This is a genomic window from Streptomyces sp. NPDC057253, assembly GCF_042669125.1.
Lineage (GTDB): Bacteria > Actinomycetota > Actinomycetes > Streptomycetales > Streptomycetaceae > Streptomyces.
Window position 1 is genome coordinate 18,399 of record NZ_JBHUXV010000105.1, and the last position, 15,818, is coordinate 34,216.

14 protein-coding genes are annotated in these 15,818 nt (G+C 71.8%); 10 read left to right on the top strand and 4 right to left on the bottom strand.

Annotated features, from left to right (window positions below; genetic code table 11):
- The first annotated feature begins 140 nt into the window (after window positions 1–140).
- The 3 genes from aceE (at window position 141) to ACFULQ_RS37785 (ending at window position 4,468) form a co-directional block, all read left to right on the top strand.
- Window positions 141–2,843: a pyruvate dehydrogenase (acetyl-transferring), homodimeric type gene (gene aceE, locus ACFULQ_RS37775; RefSeq protein WP_383553020.1), complete on the top strand. Its 2,703-nt coding sequence runs from the start codon at window positions 141–143 to the stop codon at window positions 2,841–2,843.
- Between the two features lie 75 nt (window positions 2,844–2,918).
- Window positions 2,919–3,893: a helix-turn-helix transcriptional regulator gene (locus ACFULQ_RS37780; RefSeq protein WP_383553022.1), complete on the top strand. Its 975-nt coding sequence runs from the start codon at window positions 2,919–2,921 to the stop codon at window positions 3,891–3,893.
- Window positions 3,894–3,949: 56 nt separating this feature from the next.
- Complete coding sequence (locus tag ACFULQ_RS37785) at window positions 3,950–4,468, top strand: DUF4240 domain-containing protein (protein WP_383553051.1); 519 nt, start codon at window positions 3,950–3,952, stop codon at window positions 4,466–4,468.
- Between the two features lie 25 nt (window positions 4,469–4,493).
- Here ACFULQ_RS37785 and ACFULQ_RS37790 read toward each other — a convergent pair whose 3' ends face one another.
- The gene (locus ACFULQ_RS37790) at window positions 4,494–4,697 is read right to left on the bottom strand and encodes a hypothetical protein (RefSeq protein ID WP_383553025.1); all 204 of its coding nucleotides are present in this window, start codon (window positions 4,695–4,697) and stop codon (window positions 4,494–4,496) included.
- Between the two features lie 95 nt (window positions 4,698–4,792).
- The gene (locus ACFULQ_RS37795; protein WP_383553054.1) at window positions 4,793–5,584 is read right to left on the bottom strand and encodes a peptidoglycan recognition protein; all 792 of its coding nucleotides are present in this window, start codon (window positions 5,582–5,584) and stop codon (window positions 4,793–4,795) included.
- An 893-nt stretch (window positions 5,585–6,477) separates the two neighbouring features.
- On the opposite strand from ACFULQ_RS37795, the gene ACFULQ_RS37800 reads away from it, so the two are divergent.
- Window positions 6,478–7,662 carry a MarP family serine protease gene (locus tag ACFULQ_RS37800; protein WP_383553028.1) on the top strand — a complete coding sequence of 395 codons (1,185 nt, stop codon included), beginning with the start codon at window positions 6,478–6,480 and terminating at the stop codon, window positions 7,660–7,662.
- Window positions 7,663–7,816: 154 nt separating this feature from the next.
- Here the strand turns inward: ACFULQ_RS37800 and ACFULQ_RS37805 are convergent, their stop codons facing one another.
- Window positions 7,817–8,305: a GNAT family N-acetyltransferase gene (locus tag ACFULQ_RS37805; RefSeq protein WP_383553031.1), complete on the bottom strand. Its 489-nt coding sequence runs from the start codon at window positions 8,303–8,305 to the stop codon at window positions 7,817–7,819.
- Window positions 8,306–8,379: 74 nt separating this feature from the next.
- Between ACFULQ_RS37805 and ACFULQ_RS37810 the strand changes: the two genes are divergently transcribed.
- A complete protein-coding gene (locus ACFULQ_RS37810) occupies window positions 8,380–9,273 on the top strand; it encodes a TIGR01777 family oxidoreductase (RefSeq protein WP_383553034.1) in 894 nt (297 codons plus the stop codon).
- Between the two features lie 230 nt (window positions 9,274–9,503).
- Window positions 9,504–10,925 (top strand): NAD(P)/FAD-dependent oxidoreductase, encoded by a 1,422-nt coding sequence (locus ACFULQ_RS37815; protein WP_383553037.1) that lies wholly within the window; start codon window positions 9,504–9,506, stop codon window positions 10,923–10,925.
- A gap of 101 nt (window positions 10,926–11,026) precedes the next feature.
- On the opposite strand, the gene ACFULQ_RS37820 is transcribed toward ACFULQ_RS37815, so the two are convergent.
- On the bottom strand, window positions 11,027–12,463 hold the full coding sequence (locus tag ACFULQ_RS37820; RefSeq protein ID WP_383553039.1) for a regulator: 1,437 nt from the start codon (window positions 12,461–12,463) through the stop codon (window positions 11,027–11,029).
- 242 nt (window positions 12,464–12,705) lie between these two features.
- Here ACFULQ_RS37820 and lipB point away from each other — a divergent pair, with 242 nt between their 5' ends.
- From lipB to ACFULQ_RS37840, 4 genes are all read left to right on the top strand, one after another.
- Window positions 12,706–13,506 carry a lipoyl(octanoyl) transferase LipB gene (gene lipB, locus ACFULQ_RS37825; protein ID WP_383553042.1) on the top strand — a complete coding sequence of 267 codons (801 nt, stop codon included), beginning with the start codon at window positions 12,706–12,708 and terminating at the stop codon, window positions 13,504–13,506.
- A gap of 74 nt (window positions 13,507–13,580) precedes the next feature.
- Window positions 13,581–14,546 (top strand): lipoyl synthase, encoded by a 966-nt coding sequence (gene lipA, locus ACFULQ_RS37830; RefSeq protein WP_383553045.1) that lies wholly within the window; start codon window positions 13,581–13,583, stop codon window positions 14,544–14,546.
- Window positions 14,547–14,812: 266 nt separating this feature from the next.
- Complete coding sequence (locus tag ACFULQ_RS37835) at window positions 14,813–15,013, top strand: hypothetical protein (RefSeq protein ID WP_383553048.1); 201 nt, start codon at window positions 14,813–14,815, stop codon at window positions 15,011–15,013.
- Window positions 15,014–15,078: 65 nt separating this feature from the next.
- Window positions 15,079–15,780 carry a DUF4191 domain-containing protein gene (locus tag ACFULQ_RS37840; RefSeq protein ID WP_062024895.1) on the top strand — a complete coding sequence of 234 codons (702 nt, stop codon included), beginning with the start codon at window positions 15,079–15,081 and terminating at the stop codon, window positions 15,778–15,780.
- Window positions 15,781–15,818 lie beyond the last annotated feature (38 nt).

The window sequence follows — 15,818 nt, forward strand, 5'->3', positions numbered from 1 at the left end:
GATCGAGAAGTTTTACCCCGAACCCTTTGATCGATCATCGATCAGGGAGTTAGAGTCGCCGACGGGCTTCTACCGAGGCCCCACTGCCCTGTCCTGCCAAAGACCAAGGGCACCCCCCTTCGACTGAGGAAGGCGGCGACATGACCGACCCCAACGCCATCCAGCCCAGCGAGCTCGACCAGCTCCCCGACCGGGACCCCGAGGAGACCGCCGAATGGCAGGCCTCCCTGGACGCGGTCGCCAAGGCGGCCGGCCCGCACCGCGCGGCATACCTGATGCGCCGCACGCTGGAGAGGGCGGAGGGCAACGGCATCGCGCTGCCGAAGCTCCTCGAGACCGACTACGTCAACACCATCCCCACCGCCGCCGAGCCGGGCCTGCCCGGTGACCCGGCGATGGAGGCCCGCATCACCGCGTGGAACCGCTGGAACGCGGCCGCGATGGTCACCCGCGGCTCCAAATACGGCGTCGGCGGCCACATCGCCACCTTCGCCTCCGCGGCCTGGCTCTACGAGACCGGCTTCAACCACTTCTTCAAGGGCAAGGAGGCCGACGGGTCCGGCGACCAGCTCTACATCCAGGGCCACGCCTCCCCCGGCATCTACGCCCGCGCCTTCCTCGACGGCCGGCTGGACGAGCACCACCTCGACCACTTCCGCCGCGAGTCCGGCGGAGGCGGCCTCCCGTCGTACCCGCACCCCCGCCGCCTGCCCTGGCTGTGGGAGTTCCCGACGGTCTCCATGGGCCTCGGCCCGCTCTCCGCGATCTACCAGGCGCGCTTCAACCGCTACCTGACCAACCGCGGCATCAAGGACGTCTCCGCCTCCCACGTGTGGGCCTTCCTCGGCGACGGCGAGATGGACGAGCCGGAGTCGACCGCGGCCCTCGCGCTCGCCAGCCGCGAGGGGCTCGACAACCTCACCTTCGTCATCAACTGCAACCTCCAGCGCCTCGACGGCCCGGTCCGCGCGAACTTCAAGATCGTGCAGGAGCTGGAGGCCCAGTTCCGCGGCGCCGGCTGGAACGTCATCAAGACGCTGTGGGGCAACGCCTGGGACGAGCTGTTCCAGCTCGACACCACGGGCGCGCTAGTACGACGGCTCCGCGAGGTGCCGGACGCGCAGGTGCAGACGTACCAGACGCGCGACGCCGCCTACATCCGCCAGGACTTCTTCGGCAAGGACCCGGCGCTCGTAGAGATGGCGAAGCTGCTGTCCGACGACAAGATCCTCGAGTGTTTCCACCTCTCGCGCGGTGGCCACGAGGCGAGCAAGGTGTACGCCGCGTACAAGGCCGCCGTCGAGTTCAAGGGCGCGCCGACCGTGATCCTGGCCCAGACGGTCAAGGGCCACACCCTCGGCGAGGGCTTCGCGTCGAAGAACGCCAACCACCAGATGAAGAAGCTGACGGTGGACGAGTTCAAGACGATGCGTGACCTTCTCGAACTCCCCATCTCCGACGCGCAGTTCGTCGACGGGGTCGTGCCCTACGGCCACCCCGGTGCCGACTCCCCCGAGGTGCGCTACCTCCAGGAGCGCCGCGCGGCCCTGGGCGGTCCTGCCCCGGCCCGCCGCGTCCACCCGGTCGCACCTCTCCCCGCCCCCGCCGAGAAGGCCTTCGCCTCCTTCGACAAGGGCTCGGGCTCGCAGAACGTGGCGACCACGATGGCCTTCGTCCGCCTGATCAAGGACCTGGTCCGCGACAAGGAGACGGGCAAGCGCTGGGTGCCGATCGTCCCCGACGAGGCGCGCACCTTCGGCATGGAGAGCCTCTTCCCGTCCCTGGGCATCTACTCCCCCAAGGGCCAGACGTACGAGCCGGTCGACCGCGACCAGCTGATGTACTACAAGGAGGCCAAGAACGGCCAGATCCTCAACGAGGGGATCACCGAGGCCGGTTCGATGGCCGACTTCATCGCCGCTTCGACGTCGTACGCGACGCACGGCGAGGCGATGATCCCGTTCTACATCTTCTACTCGATGTTCGGCTGGCAGCGCACGGCCGACCAGATGTGGCAGCTCGGCGACCAGCTGGGCCGCGGCTTCCTGGTCGGCGCCACCGCGGGCCGTACGACGCTGACCGGTGAGGGCCTCCAGCACGCGGACGGTCACTCGCCGGTGATCGCGGCGACGAACCCGGCCGCGCTGACGTACGACCCGGCGTTCGCCTACGAGGTCGCCACGATCGTGCGCGACGGCATCCGCCGTATGTACGGCGAGGCGGCACCGGGTGAGGACCCGAACGTCTTCTACTACCTGACCGTCTACAACGAGCCGCTCCCGCAGCCGGCGAAGCCCTCGGGCCTCGGCATCGACGAGGGCATCGTCAAGGGCCTGTACCGCTTCAACACGGCCGAGTCGGCGGGTCTGTCCCCCGCCGCCAACGCCCCCCGCATCCAGCTGCTCGGCTCCGGCACCGCGATCCACTGGGTGCTCAAGGCCCAGCGGATGCTGGCCGAGGAGTGGGGCGTGGCGGCCGACGTCTGGTCCGCCACCTCCTTCACCGAGCTGCGCCGCGACGCGCTCGACGCCGACGCGGCCCTGCTGCGCGGCGAGGAGCGGGTGCCCTACGTCCGCCAGGCGCTGCACGGCGCCGAGGGCCCGGTGCTCGCGGTCTCCGACTACATGCGCCAGGTACCGGACCAGATCGCGCAGTGGGTCGAGCAGGACTGGTCCTCGCTGGGCGCGGACGGCTTCGGTCTCTCCGACACCCGCGAGGACGCCCGCCGCCACTTCGGCGTCGACGCCGAGTCGGTCGTCGTCGCGGCCCTTGCCCAGCTGGCCCGCCGCGGCGAGGTCAAGGCGACGGCGGTGAAGGAAGCGCGGGAGAAGTACGGCCTGTAGGGGTCGGGTTTCCTCGAAGGGGTACGGCGGCTGCCGTACCCCTTCGTTGTCAGTGGTCCCCGGCATCATGAAGGCATGCGTGCTGCCCGGCTGATCAAGATGGTGCTGCTGCTCCAGTCCCGGCCCTCCATGACCGCCGCCGAACTCGCGCGGGAGCTGGAGGTGTCGGAGCGGACGGTGACGCGGGACGCGCAGGCGCTATCGGAGGCCGGGGTCCCGGTGTACGCCGACCGGGGGCGGGCCGGGGGGTACCGGCTGATCGGCGGGTACCGGACCCGGCTGACCGGGCTGGCCCGTGGTGAGGCCGAGGCGCTGTTCCTGTCCGGGGTGCCGGGGGCGCTGCGCGAGATGGGTCTCGAGGACGCCGCGTCCGCCGCCCGGCTGAAGGTGTCCGCCGCCCTCCTGCCCTCCCTGAGCGACGCCTCCCGTACGGCCGCGCAGCGGTTCCATCTCGACGCGCCGGGCTGGTTCACCGAGCCCAAGTCGCCGGAGCTGCTGCCCGCCGTCGCCGAGGCGGTGTGGGACGACAGACAGGTCACCGCGCGCTACCGCGGCCGGGAGCGCGAGGTGGAGCGGGACCTGGAGCCGTACGGACTCGTCCTCAAGGCGGGGGTCTGGTACGTGTGCGCCCGGGTGGTGCGGGGCGGTTCCTTCCGGGTGTACCGGATCGACCGGTTCACGGCGGTGGAGGCCCGCGCCGACCGCTTCGTGCGCGACGAGGAGTTCGACCTGCCCGGCTTCTGGGCGGAGCGCGCCGAGCAGTTCGCGCGCTCGATCCTGCGGGCCGAGGTGGTGGTCCGGCTCTCCGGCGACGGGGTGCGGAGGCTGCCGTACGCCGTCGATCCCGCCGCCGCCCGGGAGGCGCTGGCGGCGGCGGGCAGCCCGGACGAGGACGGCCGGCTGACCGTCACGCTCCCCGTGGAGTCCGAGCAGGTGGCCCACTCCCAGCTCGCGGGGCTCGGACCGGAGGTCGAGGTGCTGGCACCGGAGAGTCTGCGGGCGCGTTTCGCCGAGGACGCGAGCCGGCTGAGCCGCCTGTACGGGACATAACAATCCGCCGCACTCCACGTGCGCCCCACCCTCCCAGGCCCGATGCTTGACCCGTGATGGACGAGACGGAGTTCTGGGAGCTGGTGGACGCCACCCGCGAGGCCGCCGAGGGTGACCCCGAGGAGCAGGCCGACCTGCTCGTGGACCGGCTCCTCGCGCTGGACCCGGACATGGTCCTCGACTTCGCCCGTCACTTCGAGGCCCGCTACAACCGCGCGTACACGTGGGACCTGTGGGGCGCCGCCTGGATCCTCCTTGACGGGGCGAGCGACGACGCCTTCGACTTCTTCCGGTGCTGGCTGATCGGCCAGGGCCGTGAGGTGTACGAGGGCGGGGTGCACGACCCCGACTCGCTCGCCGACCTGCTCGCCGACTTCGACGAGGAGATCGACGGCGACGGCGAGGAGCTGGGGTACGCGGCCGACGAGGCCTATGAGCAGCTCACCGGCACGGTCGCTCCCGACCTCGGCATTCCGCCCGCCGCCTCCGAGCCGCTGGGTGCGCCGGTGGACCTGGAGAGCGACCGGGTGCTGGCGGAGCGGTATCCCAAGTTGTGGGAGCGGTTCAGGGGTTGAGGGGTCGTCGGACGGCGGCCGCCGTTCAGGTCGTGGCGGTGGTACGGCGTCGGGTCGGGTCCGTCGCGAGGTAGGCCTGGCTCTGGTCGGCCTTCACGGTGTGGTGCAGGGGGGCCGCGTTGGCCTGGTCGAGTGCGGACGCGGTGACGGCTGCGGGGCCGAGGACCACCGTCGCGACCGCGCAGACGACGGTCCAGATCCGCTTGTTGCCCTTGTTGGTGCTGCTCATGATCCCCACCTCCGGTCGGCTTCTGGGGACGACCGTAGGAGGGGGACTTCGGAGGGGCCTGCGGGAGCGCTGTGGCGTTCCTGTGAGGGCGGGCTTCAGGGGCGGCCCTGGAGGCGGGCGGCCGCCTGTCTGATCGCGGGGAGGCGGGCGCTGAGGGCGGCGCCGGGGCAGGTGGTCATGTAGCCGTCCTTGTGGCCCGCGAGGGCGGGCAGGCGGGCGGTGGTGCCCTTCGGGTAGCGGCTGTGGCTGTTGCTGGAGGTCAGCCGGACCGTGGCGCGGGGGTCGATTCCGGCCAGACCGAGTTTCCAGGCGGTCAGGGCGGCGATCGCGTCGGTCATGGCGCGGGGGACGGGGACGCCGGCGGTGAAGGTGCCGAGGGCGGCGATGCCGGCGGTGCGGTGGTTGAAGCCCTGGGTGTGGGCGCCGGTGACGGCACGGTCGACTCCGCCGGCGCGGCCCTCGTAGATGGTGCCGCAGCGGTCCACGAGGAAGTTGTAGCCGATGTCGTCCCAGTCGCGGTTGCCGGTCTGGCCTGCGGCGAGGTAGCGGATGATGCGGGGTGCGTCGGCGCAGTCGTAGTCGTTGGGCGAGTCGGTGTGATGCACGAACACGGCGACGACCTTGTCGTCGTAGCGAGGAGCGGGCGGGGTGCGGGCGGTGCCGTTCGCCTCATCGCCCCCGTCCGCCCACACGGACCGCGGCACGATGTGCGGCCGGGCGGCGGAGTACGTCACGACACCGGGCCGGACCGCGGCCGTACGTGGCTCCCGCTCACCGACAGTGCTCTCGACACCCCGGGCACTCAGCACCAGCACGAGAACGGCCAGGAGCCCGGGCACACAGGCAAACACCCGCAGAACCGACCGCCACCCTCTGCGCCGCCCCAGCTCGACGAACGGGCGGCGGTTGGCGGGGGGTTGGGGGGCGTCGGGGCCGAGGGGGGCCGGGGGCTCGGTGGTGCCGGGTGTGGGGTGGGCGGGGGGCTGGGACTCAGCAGGCGCCGGGGGGTCGGCCGACGCCGGGAGCTCAGCCGACGCCGGGAGCTCAGCCGACGCCGGGAGCTCGACGGGGGACTCAGGCTTGGCGGGAGCCACAGGCTCGACAGGCGGCGCGGACTCGAAGGACGGCGCGGGCTCGACGTCAGCGGAAGACGCACCCTCGCCCACAGCCCCCGAAGCCGCCGTACACCTGGAGGGCGCTCCAGGGCCGGTGGCCGCCTCACGGCCTGGGGGAGCGTCGGGGCCAGGGGTTGCCTCGTGCTCGGGGCCTGCCCCCGCCCCGGCGACCGCATCCGCGCCAGGAGCCGTACCGTGGCCGGCGGGTTCCTCCGGGTGGGGCGGTGGTGTCGGGGCGGGGCGCAGATGGCGGGTCAGGCGGGCTCGGGCCGCGTCACGTATGCGCACCACGTCGCCTATGCGTACCGCCTTGCGCATGCGTACCGCCTTGCGTGTGCGCACCACATCACGCACGCGCACCACATCACGCACGCGCACCACATCGCGTATGCGCACCGCCTCGCGAATGCGCACCACGTCGCGTATTCGGGGTGCTCGGCGCCTTCGTGGGCCTCTCGGTCTTCGGACGCGCATGGTTCCCACTGTCGGCTGGATCCGTTGCGTCCGCGATGTGTGCTGTGCCACCCGGTGGAACCATCGTCCTGGTCCACGACGTTTTCCCAGGTGCACGCATGCGTGGCCGGTTCAGGGCGGCACGCGCGCGCGTAGCTGATCACTGGACGCTTCGCCTGCGTACTGAAGGTTCCAAAGAGAAGGGCGGCTCCGTGGACGTGCTCGACATCCTGCTGATGCTGGTGATCGCCGCCTACGCGGCCTCCGGCTACCGGCGCGGCCTGCTGGCCGGCTGTGTCTCGCTCGCCGGCTTCGTCGGCGGCGCGATCGTGGGCGTGTGGGTGCTGCCGTGGATGATGGACCTGGTCACCCCGGGAAGCACCGCGGCCACGGTGACCGCGGTGCTGACCGTGCTGGCCCCCGCCGCCGTGGGCCACGAGCTGGCGGGACGGCTGGCGCTGAAGCTCCGGAGGGAACTCGACCAGGGCCCGCTCAGAGTCGCCGACGGCATCGGCGGCGCCGCCGCCAACTCCGTGGCCGTCCTCATCGTCGCCTGGGTCGCCGCGAGCGTCCTCGGCGCCTCCTCGTCCCCGCTGGTCACCACCGCCATCCGGGACTCCGCCCTGCTCGGCGCCGTACAGGACTCCATGCCGGACACCACCCCCTCGTGGTTCTCCCGGGCCACCTCCGCGCTGACCGAGGCCGGTTTCCCGCAGGTCTTCAACCCGTTCGAGAACGAGTCGACGGCCGAGGTCGCCAAGCCCACCGGCGACAGCGTCACCGCCGCCGCGACCAACGCCGCCAAGCTCAGCACCGTCAAGATCGAGGGCTCCTCCGGCACCCAGGGCCGCGAGGGCAGCGGATTCGTGTACGCGCCGGAGCACGTGATGACCAACGCCCACGTGGTGGCCGGCATCGACGAGCCCAGCGTCCGGATCGGCGGGGTCGGGCAGCCGTACGAGGCCCGGGTGGTGCTGTTCGACCCGAACAAGGACGTGGCCGTGCTGTACGTCCCCGAGCTGCGCGCCCCGGTCCTGCGCTTCGACGACAGTGCCGCGCGGGGCGACTCGGCGGTCGTCGCGGGCTATCCGCAGGACGGCGACCTGAACCTCCAGGCGGCCACCGTGGCCAACCGGGTGAAGGCCAACGGACAGAACATCTACAGCGACGCCCTCGTCACCCGCGAGATCTACTCGATCCGCTCGACCGTCCGCCCCGGCAACTCCGGCGGCCCCCTGCTGACCACCACCGGCAAGGTCTACGGCGTGGTCTTCGCCCGCTCCACCTCCGACGACGAGACGGGCTACGTGCTGACCGCCGACGAGGTCGCCGGCGACGCCGAGAGGGCGGCGAACGCCACGGCACCGGTGGACACGGGCGAGCTGGTCACCTCGTAGCGCCACGGGCTGCCGCATGATGGGGCCACGGTCCCGCATGGCACCCCGGAGGCTGACGTGCCCGTGTTCTTCCTGATCTCGCTGCTCATGGCGGGGGTCGCGCTCTACCTGGTGGTGCGCAGACGCCGTACGACCGCCGCGGCCGACCAGGTGCTCAGAGACGGCGCCCCATGATCACGTCGTCGACGTACTCCCCCGCCAGCCAGAACTCCTCGGGCAGGATCCCCTCGACCGCGAAGCCCTCGGACTCGTAGAGCCTGCGGGCGGGCGTGTTGTGGCCGAGGACGCGCAGGGTGAGGCGGCGGGCGCCCCGGCGGCGGGTCTCCTCGGTGATCGCGCGGATCAGGGCCCGGCCGACACCGCGGCCACGGGCCTCGGCGCTGACGACGAACCCCTGGATCTGGCGCACATGGGCGTTCGCCGCGAGCCCGGTCGGGAAACCGAGACGGATGAACCCGAGGATGCGCCGGTCGGCCTCGGCGACCAGACAGTCCTCGGGGAGGTGGCGCTCGTCGAAGAACGGCCGGTACGGCGGCTGCTGCCGGGGCAGGACCTCGTGCAGGGGCGACCACTCGGCGCGGTCGAGACGGGCCAGCTCCTCTTCGTCGTCGGGGAGGGCGAGGCGTATGGACAGCTGGGACATGGCGGCCACCCTACGGCGCGGCGGGTACCGGAACCAGACGTCGCTTTTACGCACCCACCAGGCAGGATGAGGTTATGCAACTTTCAAGAATCGCGGTCGCCGGGGCCTCCGGACTGATCGGCTCGGCCCTGGTGCGCTCCCTCACCGCGGACGGGCACGAGGTGGTGCGCCTGGTGCGCCGGGAGCCCCGGGACGAGTCGGAGGTCCGCTGGGACCCCGAGGCCGGACGGGTGGACACGGCCGGGCTCGCCGGGTGCGACGCCCTGGTCAATCTCGCCGGGGCGGGGGTCGGCTCACGGCGCTGGACGGACGCGTACAAGATGCGGATCCACGACAGCCGGGTGAACGGCACGACGGCCCTCGCCCGGGCCGTCGCCTCCCTGGACGAGCCGCCGAAGGTCTTCGTCAACGGCAGCGCGATGGGTTACTACGGCGAGACCGGCGACCGGGTCGTCGACGAGGACTCGCCCGCCGGACAGGGCTTCCTGCCGGAGCTGTGCGTGGAGTGGGAGGCGGCCGCCGCCCCGGCCCAGGAGGCGGGCGTGCGGACCGCGTTCACCCGCACCGGGCTGGTGGTGGGCCGCGGGGGCGGGGCCTGGGGCAAGCTGTTCCCGCTGTTCCAGGCGGGGCTCGGCGGACGGATGGGCGACGGCGGGCAGTACTGGTCCTTCATCGCGCTGCACGACGAAGTGGCCGCGATCCGGCACCTGTTGGAGACCGACGGGCTGTCCGGGCCGTTCAACCTCACCACTCCGGAACCCCTGACGAACCGTGAGATCACCGAGGCGATGGGCCGCGTGCTGCACCGGCCGACGCTCTTCTCCGTGCCCGCCCCGGTCCTGCGCTCGGTGCTCGGCGAGATGGCCGGCGACGTGCTGGGCAGCGCCCGGGTACGGCCGAAGAGGCTGCTGGAGTCGGGGTTCACCTTCGCGTTCCCGGACATCGAGGGGGCGATCCGGGCGGCCTGAGGAGCGCGCCGGACGCGTACGTCGTCGTACGACCTCCCGGACGCGCATGTCGTCGTACGACCCCTCGGCGACCGTCTGTGATGACATGCGACCGGCGTGCGACCATGCTCTGTTGATGCGCGACTGTTCCTGACCGGTCTCCGCCCTACCCTCGACCCGAACTCGGGTATCCCCGGAGCCTGTTGGGGGCATCACGTCTCCACCGGCCGCGCAACCTCGAGGAGGGGCACGTGCTTGAGCCCGCGTACCAGGCGGACGTCGTGATCGTGGGAGCCGGGGTCGCCGGGCTCTCCGCGGCGCATCGGCTGACCAGCGCAGGAGTGACCGTCGCGGTGTTGGAGGCCGCCCCCTGGGCGGGCGGCCGCATGTCGACGGAGAAGGTCGACGGATTCCGGCTCGACCGGATCGGACAGCTGCTGTCCACGGCATATCCCGAACTACGCCTGGCGCCCGGGCTCGACGGGCTCGTGCTGCGCCCCTTCGCACCGGGGGTGCTGCTGCACGGCGACGGACGTCACCACCGGGTGGACGCTCCGGCGGGCGCCGGTAGCGCAAGGGGCGCACTGCACGCGGTACGCGCCCTGGCGAGCGCCCCTCGGGGGGTGCCGGGCGCTCGCGGAGGCCCGGGGGCCGGGGCCGCGTCCAGGAGGGGCTCCAGGGTGCTGTCCGGGCCCGGTCAGGGGGCCGCGCGGGCGGGCGCGCCGATCGGCGGAGTCGTCGACCAGGCGCGGCTCGGGGCCGCCCTGACCCGGCTCGCGAACGTGCCCGTCGACCGGCTCCTCGCCCGTCCCGAACTGCCCGCCGGACAGGCGCTCACGGCGCGCGGACTGCCCGCCCGTACGGTCGACGGCTTTCTGCGTCCGCTGCTCGCCGCCCTGCTCTGCGACCCCGCGCTGACCACGTCCAGCCGGTGCGCCGACCTCGCATTGCGGTCATTCGCGGCCGGACGCCTGTGCGTTCCCGAGGGGGGCGCCGAGATGCTCCCGGAGTTGCTCGCGCGCACGCTGCCCGCGGGGACCGTGCACACGGGGGTGCGGGTCACCTCCGTCGCGACGACCTCGGTGACGACGGCGGAGCACGGGGAGTTCGGGTGCCGGGCGGTGCTGCTGGCGACGGACGCCCGCGCCGCGGCGGAGTTGCTGCCGGGCCTGCGGGTGCCGGACTTCCACCCGGTGACGGTCGTCCACCACACGACGGACGAACCGCCGCGCACGGGTTCCGCGCTGCTGCTGGACGCCGACCGGGGCGGCCCGGTGGCCCACACGGCGGTGATCAGCGAGGTCGACCCCAGCCGGGCCCCCGCGGGGCGGGTCCTGGTGTCGTCGACGGTCCTCGGCCCGCCCCCGCCGGACCTCGACACGGCCGTCCGCACCCATCTGGCCCGCCTCTACGGCACGTCGACGCGGACCTGGGAGACCCTGGCGGTCCACCACACCCCCGAAGCGGTCCCCGCCATGCGCCCCCCGCACGACCTGCGCCGCCCGGTCCGCCTCCTGGCCGGCCTGTACATCTGCGGCGACCACCGCGACACCAGCACGGTCCAGGGAGCCCTGCACTCGGCCCACAGGGCGACAGCGGCCATCCTGAGGGACCTGGGAGCGGCGGGCTCGATGCACAGGGCAGACCCGACCCCAACGGCCCAGGCAGCCTGACGGCCACCCCCGCGCCCCTTCAGGGGCGCGGGGAACTGCGCGACAAGCCTCCACGGACCGGCACCCGGCACACAACGGTGCGGAGTTACGGCGAGGCGGCCCTACCCCAGCGCAGCGACCTTGTCCCGATAACTCCGAACCGGCGCCGCATCCTTGTACGGCTCCAGCCGCCGCTCGAAGTCCCGCACATACTCCACCGCCCGCACCGACCGCATCTCCGCGGCCTGCCCAGCCGCCTCCGCGGCCAGCGAACAGGCCTGGTCCAACTCCCCCAGCCCCAGCCGCGCGGAGGCCAGCACCACCCGGCAGAACAACCGGCTCCGCGCATACGCCGGCGCCCGCAACTGAAGCGAACGCTCGGCGTGTTGCGCCGCCGCCCGGAACTGCTGAAGATCCCGGTGGCAGTGGCCGAACTCGTCCGCCAGCTGCGCCTCGTCGAAGAACCGTGCCCAGTGCGGGACGTCGTCGCCGGGCCGCGCCGCCTCCAGGGCCCGCTCCGCGCGTACCAGGGACGCCGTGCAGGCCCGCACCTCCCCCAGCACGCCGTGCCCGCGCGCCTCGGCGGAGTGCAAGAGCGCCTGCACCACCGGCGGAGCGCTGGCGCCGACGCCCTGCTGAGCCACCCGCGCCAGCTGGATCGCCTCCCGGCCGTGCCCCAGGTACACCGCCTGCCGGCTCATGGTGACCAGCACGTACGCCCCGTACGCCCGGTCCCCCGCCGCCTGCGCGAGCCGCAGTGCCTGGACGAAGTAGCGCTGCGCGAGCCCGTGCGCCGCGATGTCGTACGACGTCCAGCCCGCGAGCCTCGTCAGGTCCGCCGCCGCGGCGAACAGCCTGCGCCCGGTGGTCTCCCCGTAGGTGCCGCGCAGCATCGGCTCGCACTCGTGCTCCAGATAGCGCACCAGGGCCTGCCGGGCGTGCCCGCCGCCGTACTGGTCGTCCAGGGAGCGGAAGAGGTCGCCGACCGAGGCGAGCGCGGCGATGTCCCCGCCGGTGACCCGCTGCCCTGGGCCGCGCTCGGCCTGCCCGCGCGGCCGGGGGATGGTGGGGCGCCCCTGGGGCGGGATCCGGACCGGTGGCTCGCCGCGGGCGACCCGGTCGTCGGGGCGGCCGATCAGCCAGTCACGGCTGGGGACGACCAGGCCGGCCGGGGTGAAGGCGATCTTGCGCAGTTCGGCGTGGCTGCCGGAGTCCTTGCGCCACAGGCCGCTGACGATGTCGACGGCCTCCTCCGGGCCGGCTGCGAACTCCAGTCCCGCGTAGACGGGGGCGCAGGCGTCGAGGCCGAGGTCCTGCGCGGAGAGCCGGCGGCCGAGGCGCCGGGTGAAGACCTCGGCGATGAGGGCCGGTGTGGTGCCCCGGGGCTGCTGCCCGCGCAGCCACCGGGTCACGGAGGTCTTGTCGTATCTGAGATCCAGCCCGTGTTCGAGTCCGAGCTGGTCCACGCGTCGGGCGAGACCCGCGTTGGAGAACCCCGCTTCTGCGATGAGCGCGGCGAGCTGTCGGTTGGGAGTGCGCTGCGCGGGTCGTTCCGTCATCTGCGGTGCGGTCTCCTGCCTTCGGGCCGTCACGTCGAACGTGGTGCCCGGATTGCCTGTGAGCAGCCCTTATGGCCTCTGCGAACGGCGCGAATGTAGCGGAGAGTGAGCAGACGATCGCACACTTCGACGCTCGTTCATCCGATCGTGTGAGGATTGCCCCCGGAGCTGACGTCCGCGGGGCGGACGTACAGTGGCGTAGGCACCCTTCGTGCCTTACGACGTCCAGGGAGGCGCTTGCCGTGAGTGGGTTGCGGTTCGTCCGCATGGGGTTCGGTGCGGACGCGGTCGAGTACCAGGAGGCCTGGGACGAGCAGCGCCGGGTGCACGCGGCGCGCTTCGAGGACGAGGTCCCCGACACCGTCCTGCTGCTCGAACACCCCCCTGTGTATACGGCGGGCCGGCGCACCGCTGACAACGAACGCCCCCTCGACGGCACCCCGGTGATCGACGTCGACCGCGGCGGCAAGATCACCTGGCACGGTCCGGGCCAGCTGGTGGGCTACCCGATCCAGAAGCTCCCGCGTCCGGTGGACGTGGTCGCGCACGTACGGCGTCTGGAGGAGGCCCTGATCCGCACCTGCGCGGAGTTCGGCCTGGAGACCACCCGGGTCGAGGGCCGCAGCGGCGTATGGGTGCTCGGCGATCCGGTGGAGCAGCGCCCGGCGATCGGCGGACTCTCCCTGGACTTCGACCCCCGGCTCACGGACGAGGAGTTCGACCCCCGGATGAACGGCCCGGAGTACGCGCCGTCCAACGCAGGGCAGCGCCGCGAGGACCGCAAGATCGCGGCCATCGGCATCCGGGTCGCCAAGGGCGTGACGATGCACGGCTTCGCGCTGAACGTGAACCCGGACAACAAGTGGTTCGACCGGATCATCCCCTGCGGCATCCGTGACGCCGGTGTCGCCTCCCTCGCCGCCGAGCTCGGCCGGGACGTGACCATCGCCGAGGTGCTGCCGGTCGTCGAGCGGCACCTGAGGGACGTACTGGAGAACGCGGACCTGAGGCCGAGGGTGATCGAGAAGACACCTGCGGCCTGAGACAGGCAGTGGGCTTTCAAATCCACGGGCGTACCCTTGAGCACGCCGAAGAATCAATCGCTAGGGAGCCGGTCGTGTCCGCAGTCGCACCCGACGGACGCAAGATGCTGCGCCTGGAGGTCCGCAACGCCCAGACCCCCATCGAGCGCAAGCCCGAGTGGATCAAGACCCGGGCGAAAATGGGTCCCGAGTACACCGCCATGCAGAAACTCGTGAAGAGCGAGGGTCTGCACACCGTCTGCCAGGAAGCCGGCTGCCCCAACATCTACGAGTGCTGGGAGGACCGCGAGGCGACCTTCCTCATCGGCGGCGACCAGTGCACCCGGCGCTGCGACTTCTGCCAGATCGACACCGGCAAGCCCGAGGCGCTCGACCGTGACGAGCCGCGCCGGGTCGGCGAGTCCGTGGTCACCATGGACCTGAACTACGCCACCATCACCGGCGTCGCCCGCGACGACCTGGAGGACGGCGGCGCCTGGCTGTACGCCGAGACGGTCCGCCAGATCCACGAGCAGACCTCCTCCCGTGAGGCCGGCCGGACCAAGGTCGAGCTGCTGGCCCCCGACTTCAACGCGGTGCCGGAGCTGCTCCGGCAGGTCTTCGAGTCCCGCCCCGAGGTCTTCGCGCACAATGTCGAGACGGTCCCGCGGATCTTCAAGCGGATCCGCCCCGGCTTCCGCTACGAGCGCTCCCTGAAGGTCATCACCGAGGCCCGTGACTTCGGCCTGGTGACCAAGTCCAACCTGATCCTCGGCATGGGCGAGACCCGTGAGGAGATCAGCGAGGCGCTCCAGCAGCTGCACGACGCCGGCTGCGAGCTCGTCACCATCACGCAGTACCTGCGCCCGAGCGTCCGCCACCACCCCGTGGAGCGCTGGGTCAAGCCGCAGGAGTTCGTGGAGCTGAAGGAGGAGGCCGAGCAGATCGGCTTCTCCGGCGTGATGTCCGGACCCCTCGTCCGTTCCTCCTATCGGGCGGGTCGGCTCTACCAGATGGCCGTCGAGAAGCGCGGCTCTTTCGTCGCCTCGCAGGCCGTCTGAACCTCCCCTGATGGCACGGAGTGCCACTCCAAACGTGTGAATCCGAGCACAAGCAACTCCCGCTCGGTTATGGCCGATTGACGCGGTCCCGGACGTCCCCGCAGATAGGGGGGTCATCGGGACCGCGTCGGTGTTTTCGGGCAGCCCATCGAGGCTTCATGGGCGTTTGACCGGCCGGTCACGCCCTGGTAACACCATTCAGTGACCCTGGCTTCACAGCCAGTGCACCAATCACCAGAGCCGCCGCTCCCGAGGGGACCACCACCATGCAGGCCGCCCCCGTTCGCGCCACCGCGATCCCGTCGTTCACCGATGCACTCCGTGCCGTCGAGTCCGTGCTCCTGAGCGGCGGACAGCGCACCGCCCGCCGCAACGCCTGGACCTCCGTCCTGGAGGACCGCCGCCGCGCCAAGGACCGCGTCGAGGCCCAGCGCGTCCTGGAGCAGACCTTCACCGTCGGCTCCTGAAGCCTCTCCTTCGACGGCGGACACTGCCGTCGTAAGCGCCCACGGGGCCACGTAGACTTCGGGGCATGGCGAGAAGTGACAGTGCGGCGGATGCCGCGAACCCCGGGCGACTGAAGCAGATCGCCCTGACGTACAAGATGACCCGCAAGGCCGACAAGAAGATCGGCCTGGTGCTCGCGGGTGTCTTCATCCTCATCCTCGGTGTCTTTCTCGCGATCGGTTTCCTGATCGGCCATCCGGTCTACCTCGGCATCCTGGGCTTCCTGCTCGCCTTCCTCGGGACGGCGATCATCTTCGGGCGCCGCGCGGAGCGAGCCGCGTTCGGGCAGATGGAGGGACAGCCGGGAGCGGCCGCCGCCGTACTGGACAACATCGGCCGGGGCTGGACGACCACCCCCGCGGTGGCGATGAACCGCAGCCAGGACGTGGTGCACCGGGCCGTCGGCAAGGCCGGCATCGTCCTGGTCGCCGAGGGCAACCCGAACCGGGTCAAGGGCCTGCTGGCCGCCGAGAAGAAGAAGATGAACCGCATCGTCGTGGACGTGCCGGTGCACGACATCATCGTGGGCACGGGCGAGGGACAGGTCCCCCTGAAGAAGGTGCGGACCACCATGCTCAAGCTGCCGCGCGTCCTGACCGGCCCCCAAGTGACCGCCACCAACGACCGACTGCGGGCGATGGGCGACCTGATGAGCAACATGCCGCTGCCGAAGGGCCCCATGCCCAAGGGCATGAAGCTGCCGAAGGGCGGCGGCAAGGCCCGCTGATCTCTTAGCTACGACGATGGGGGCGCCCGGTGTGACAC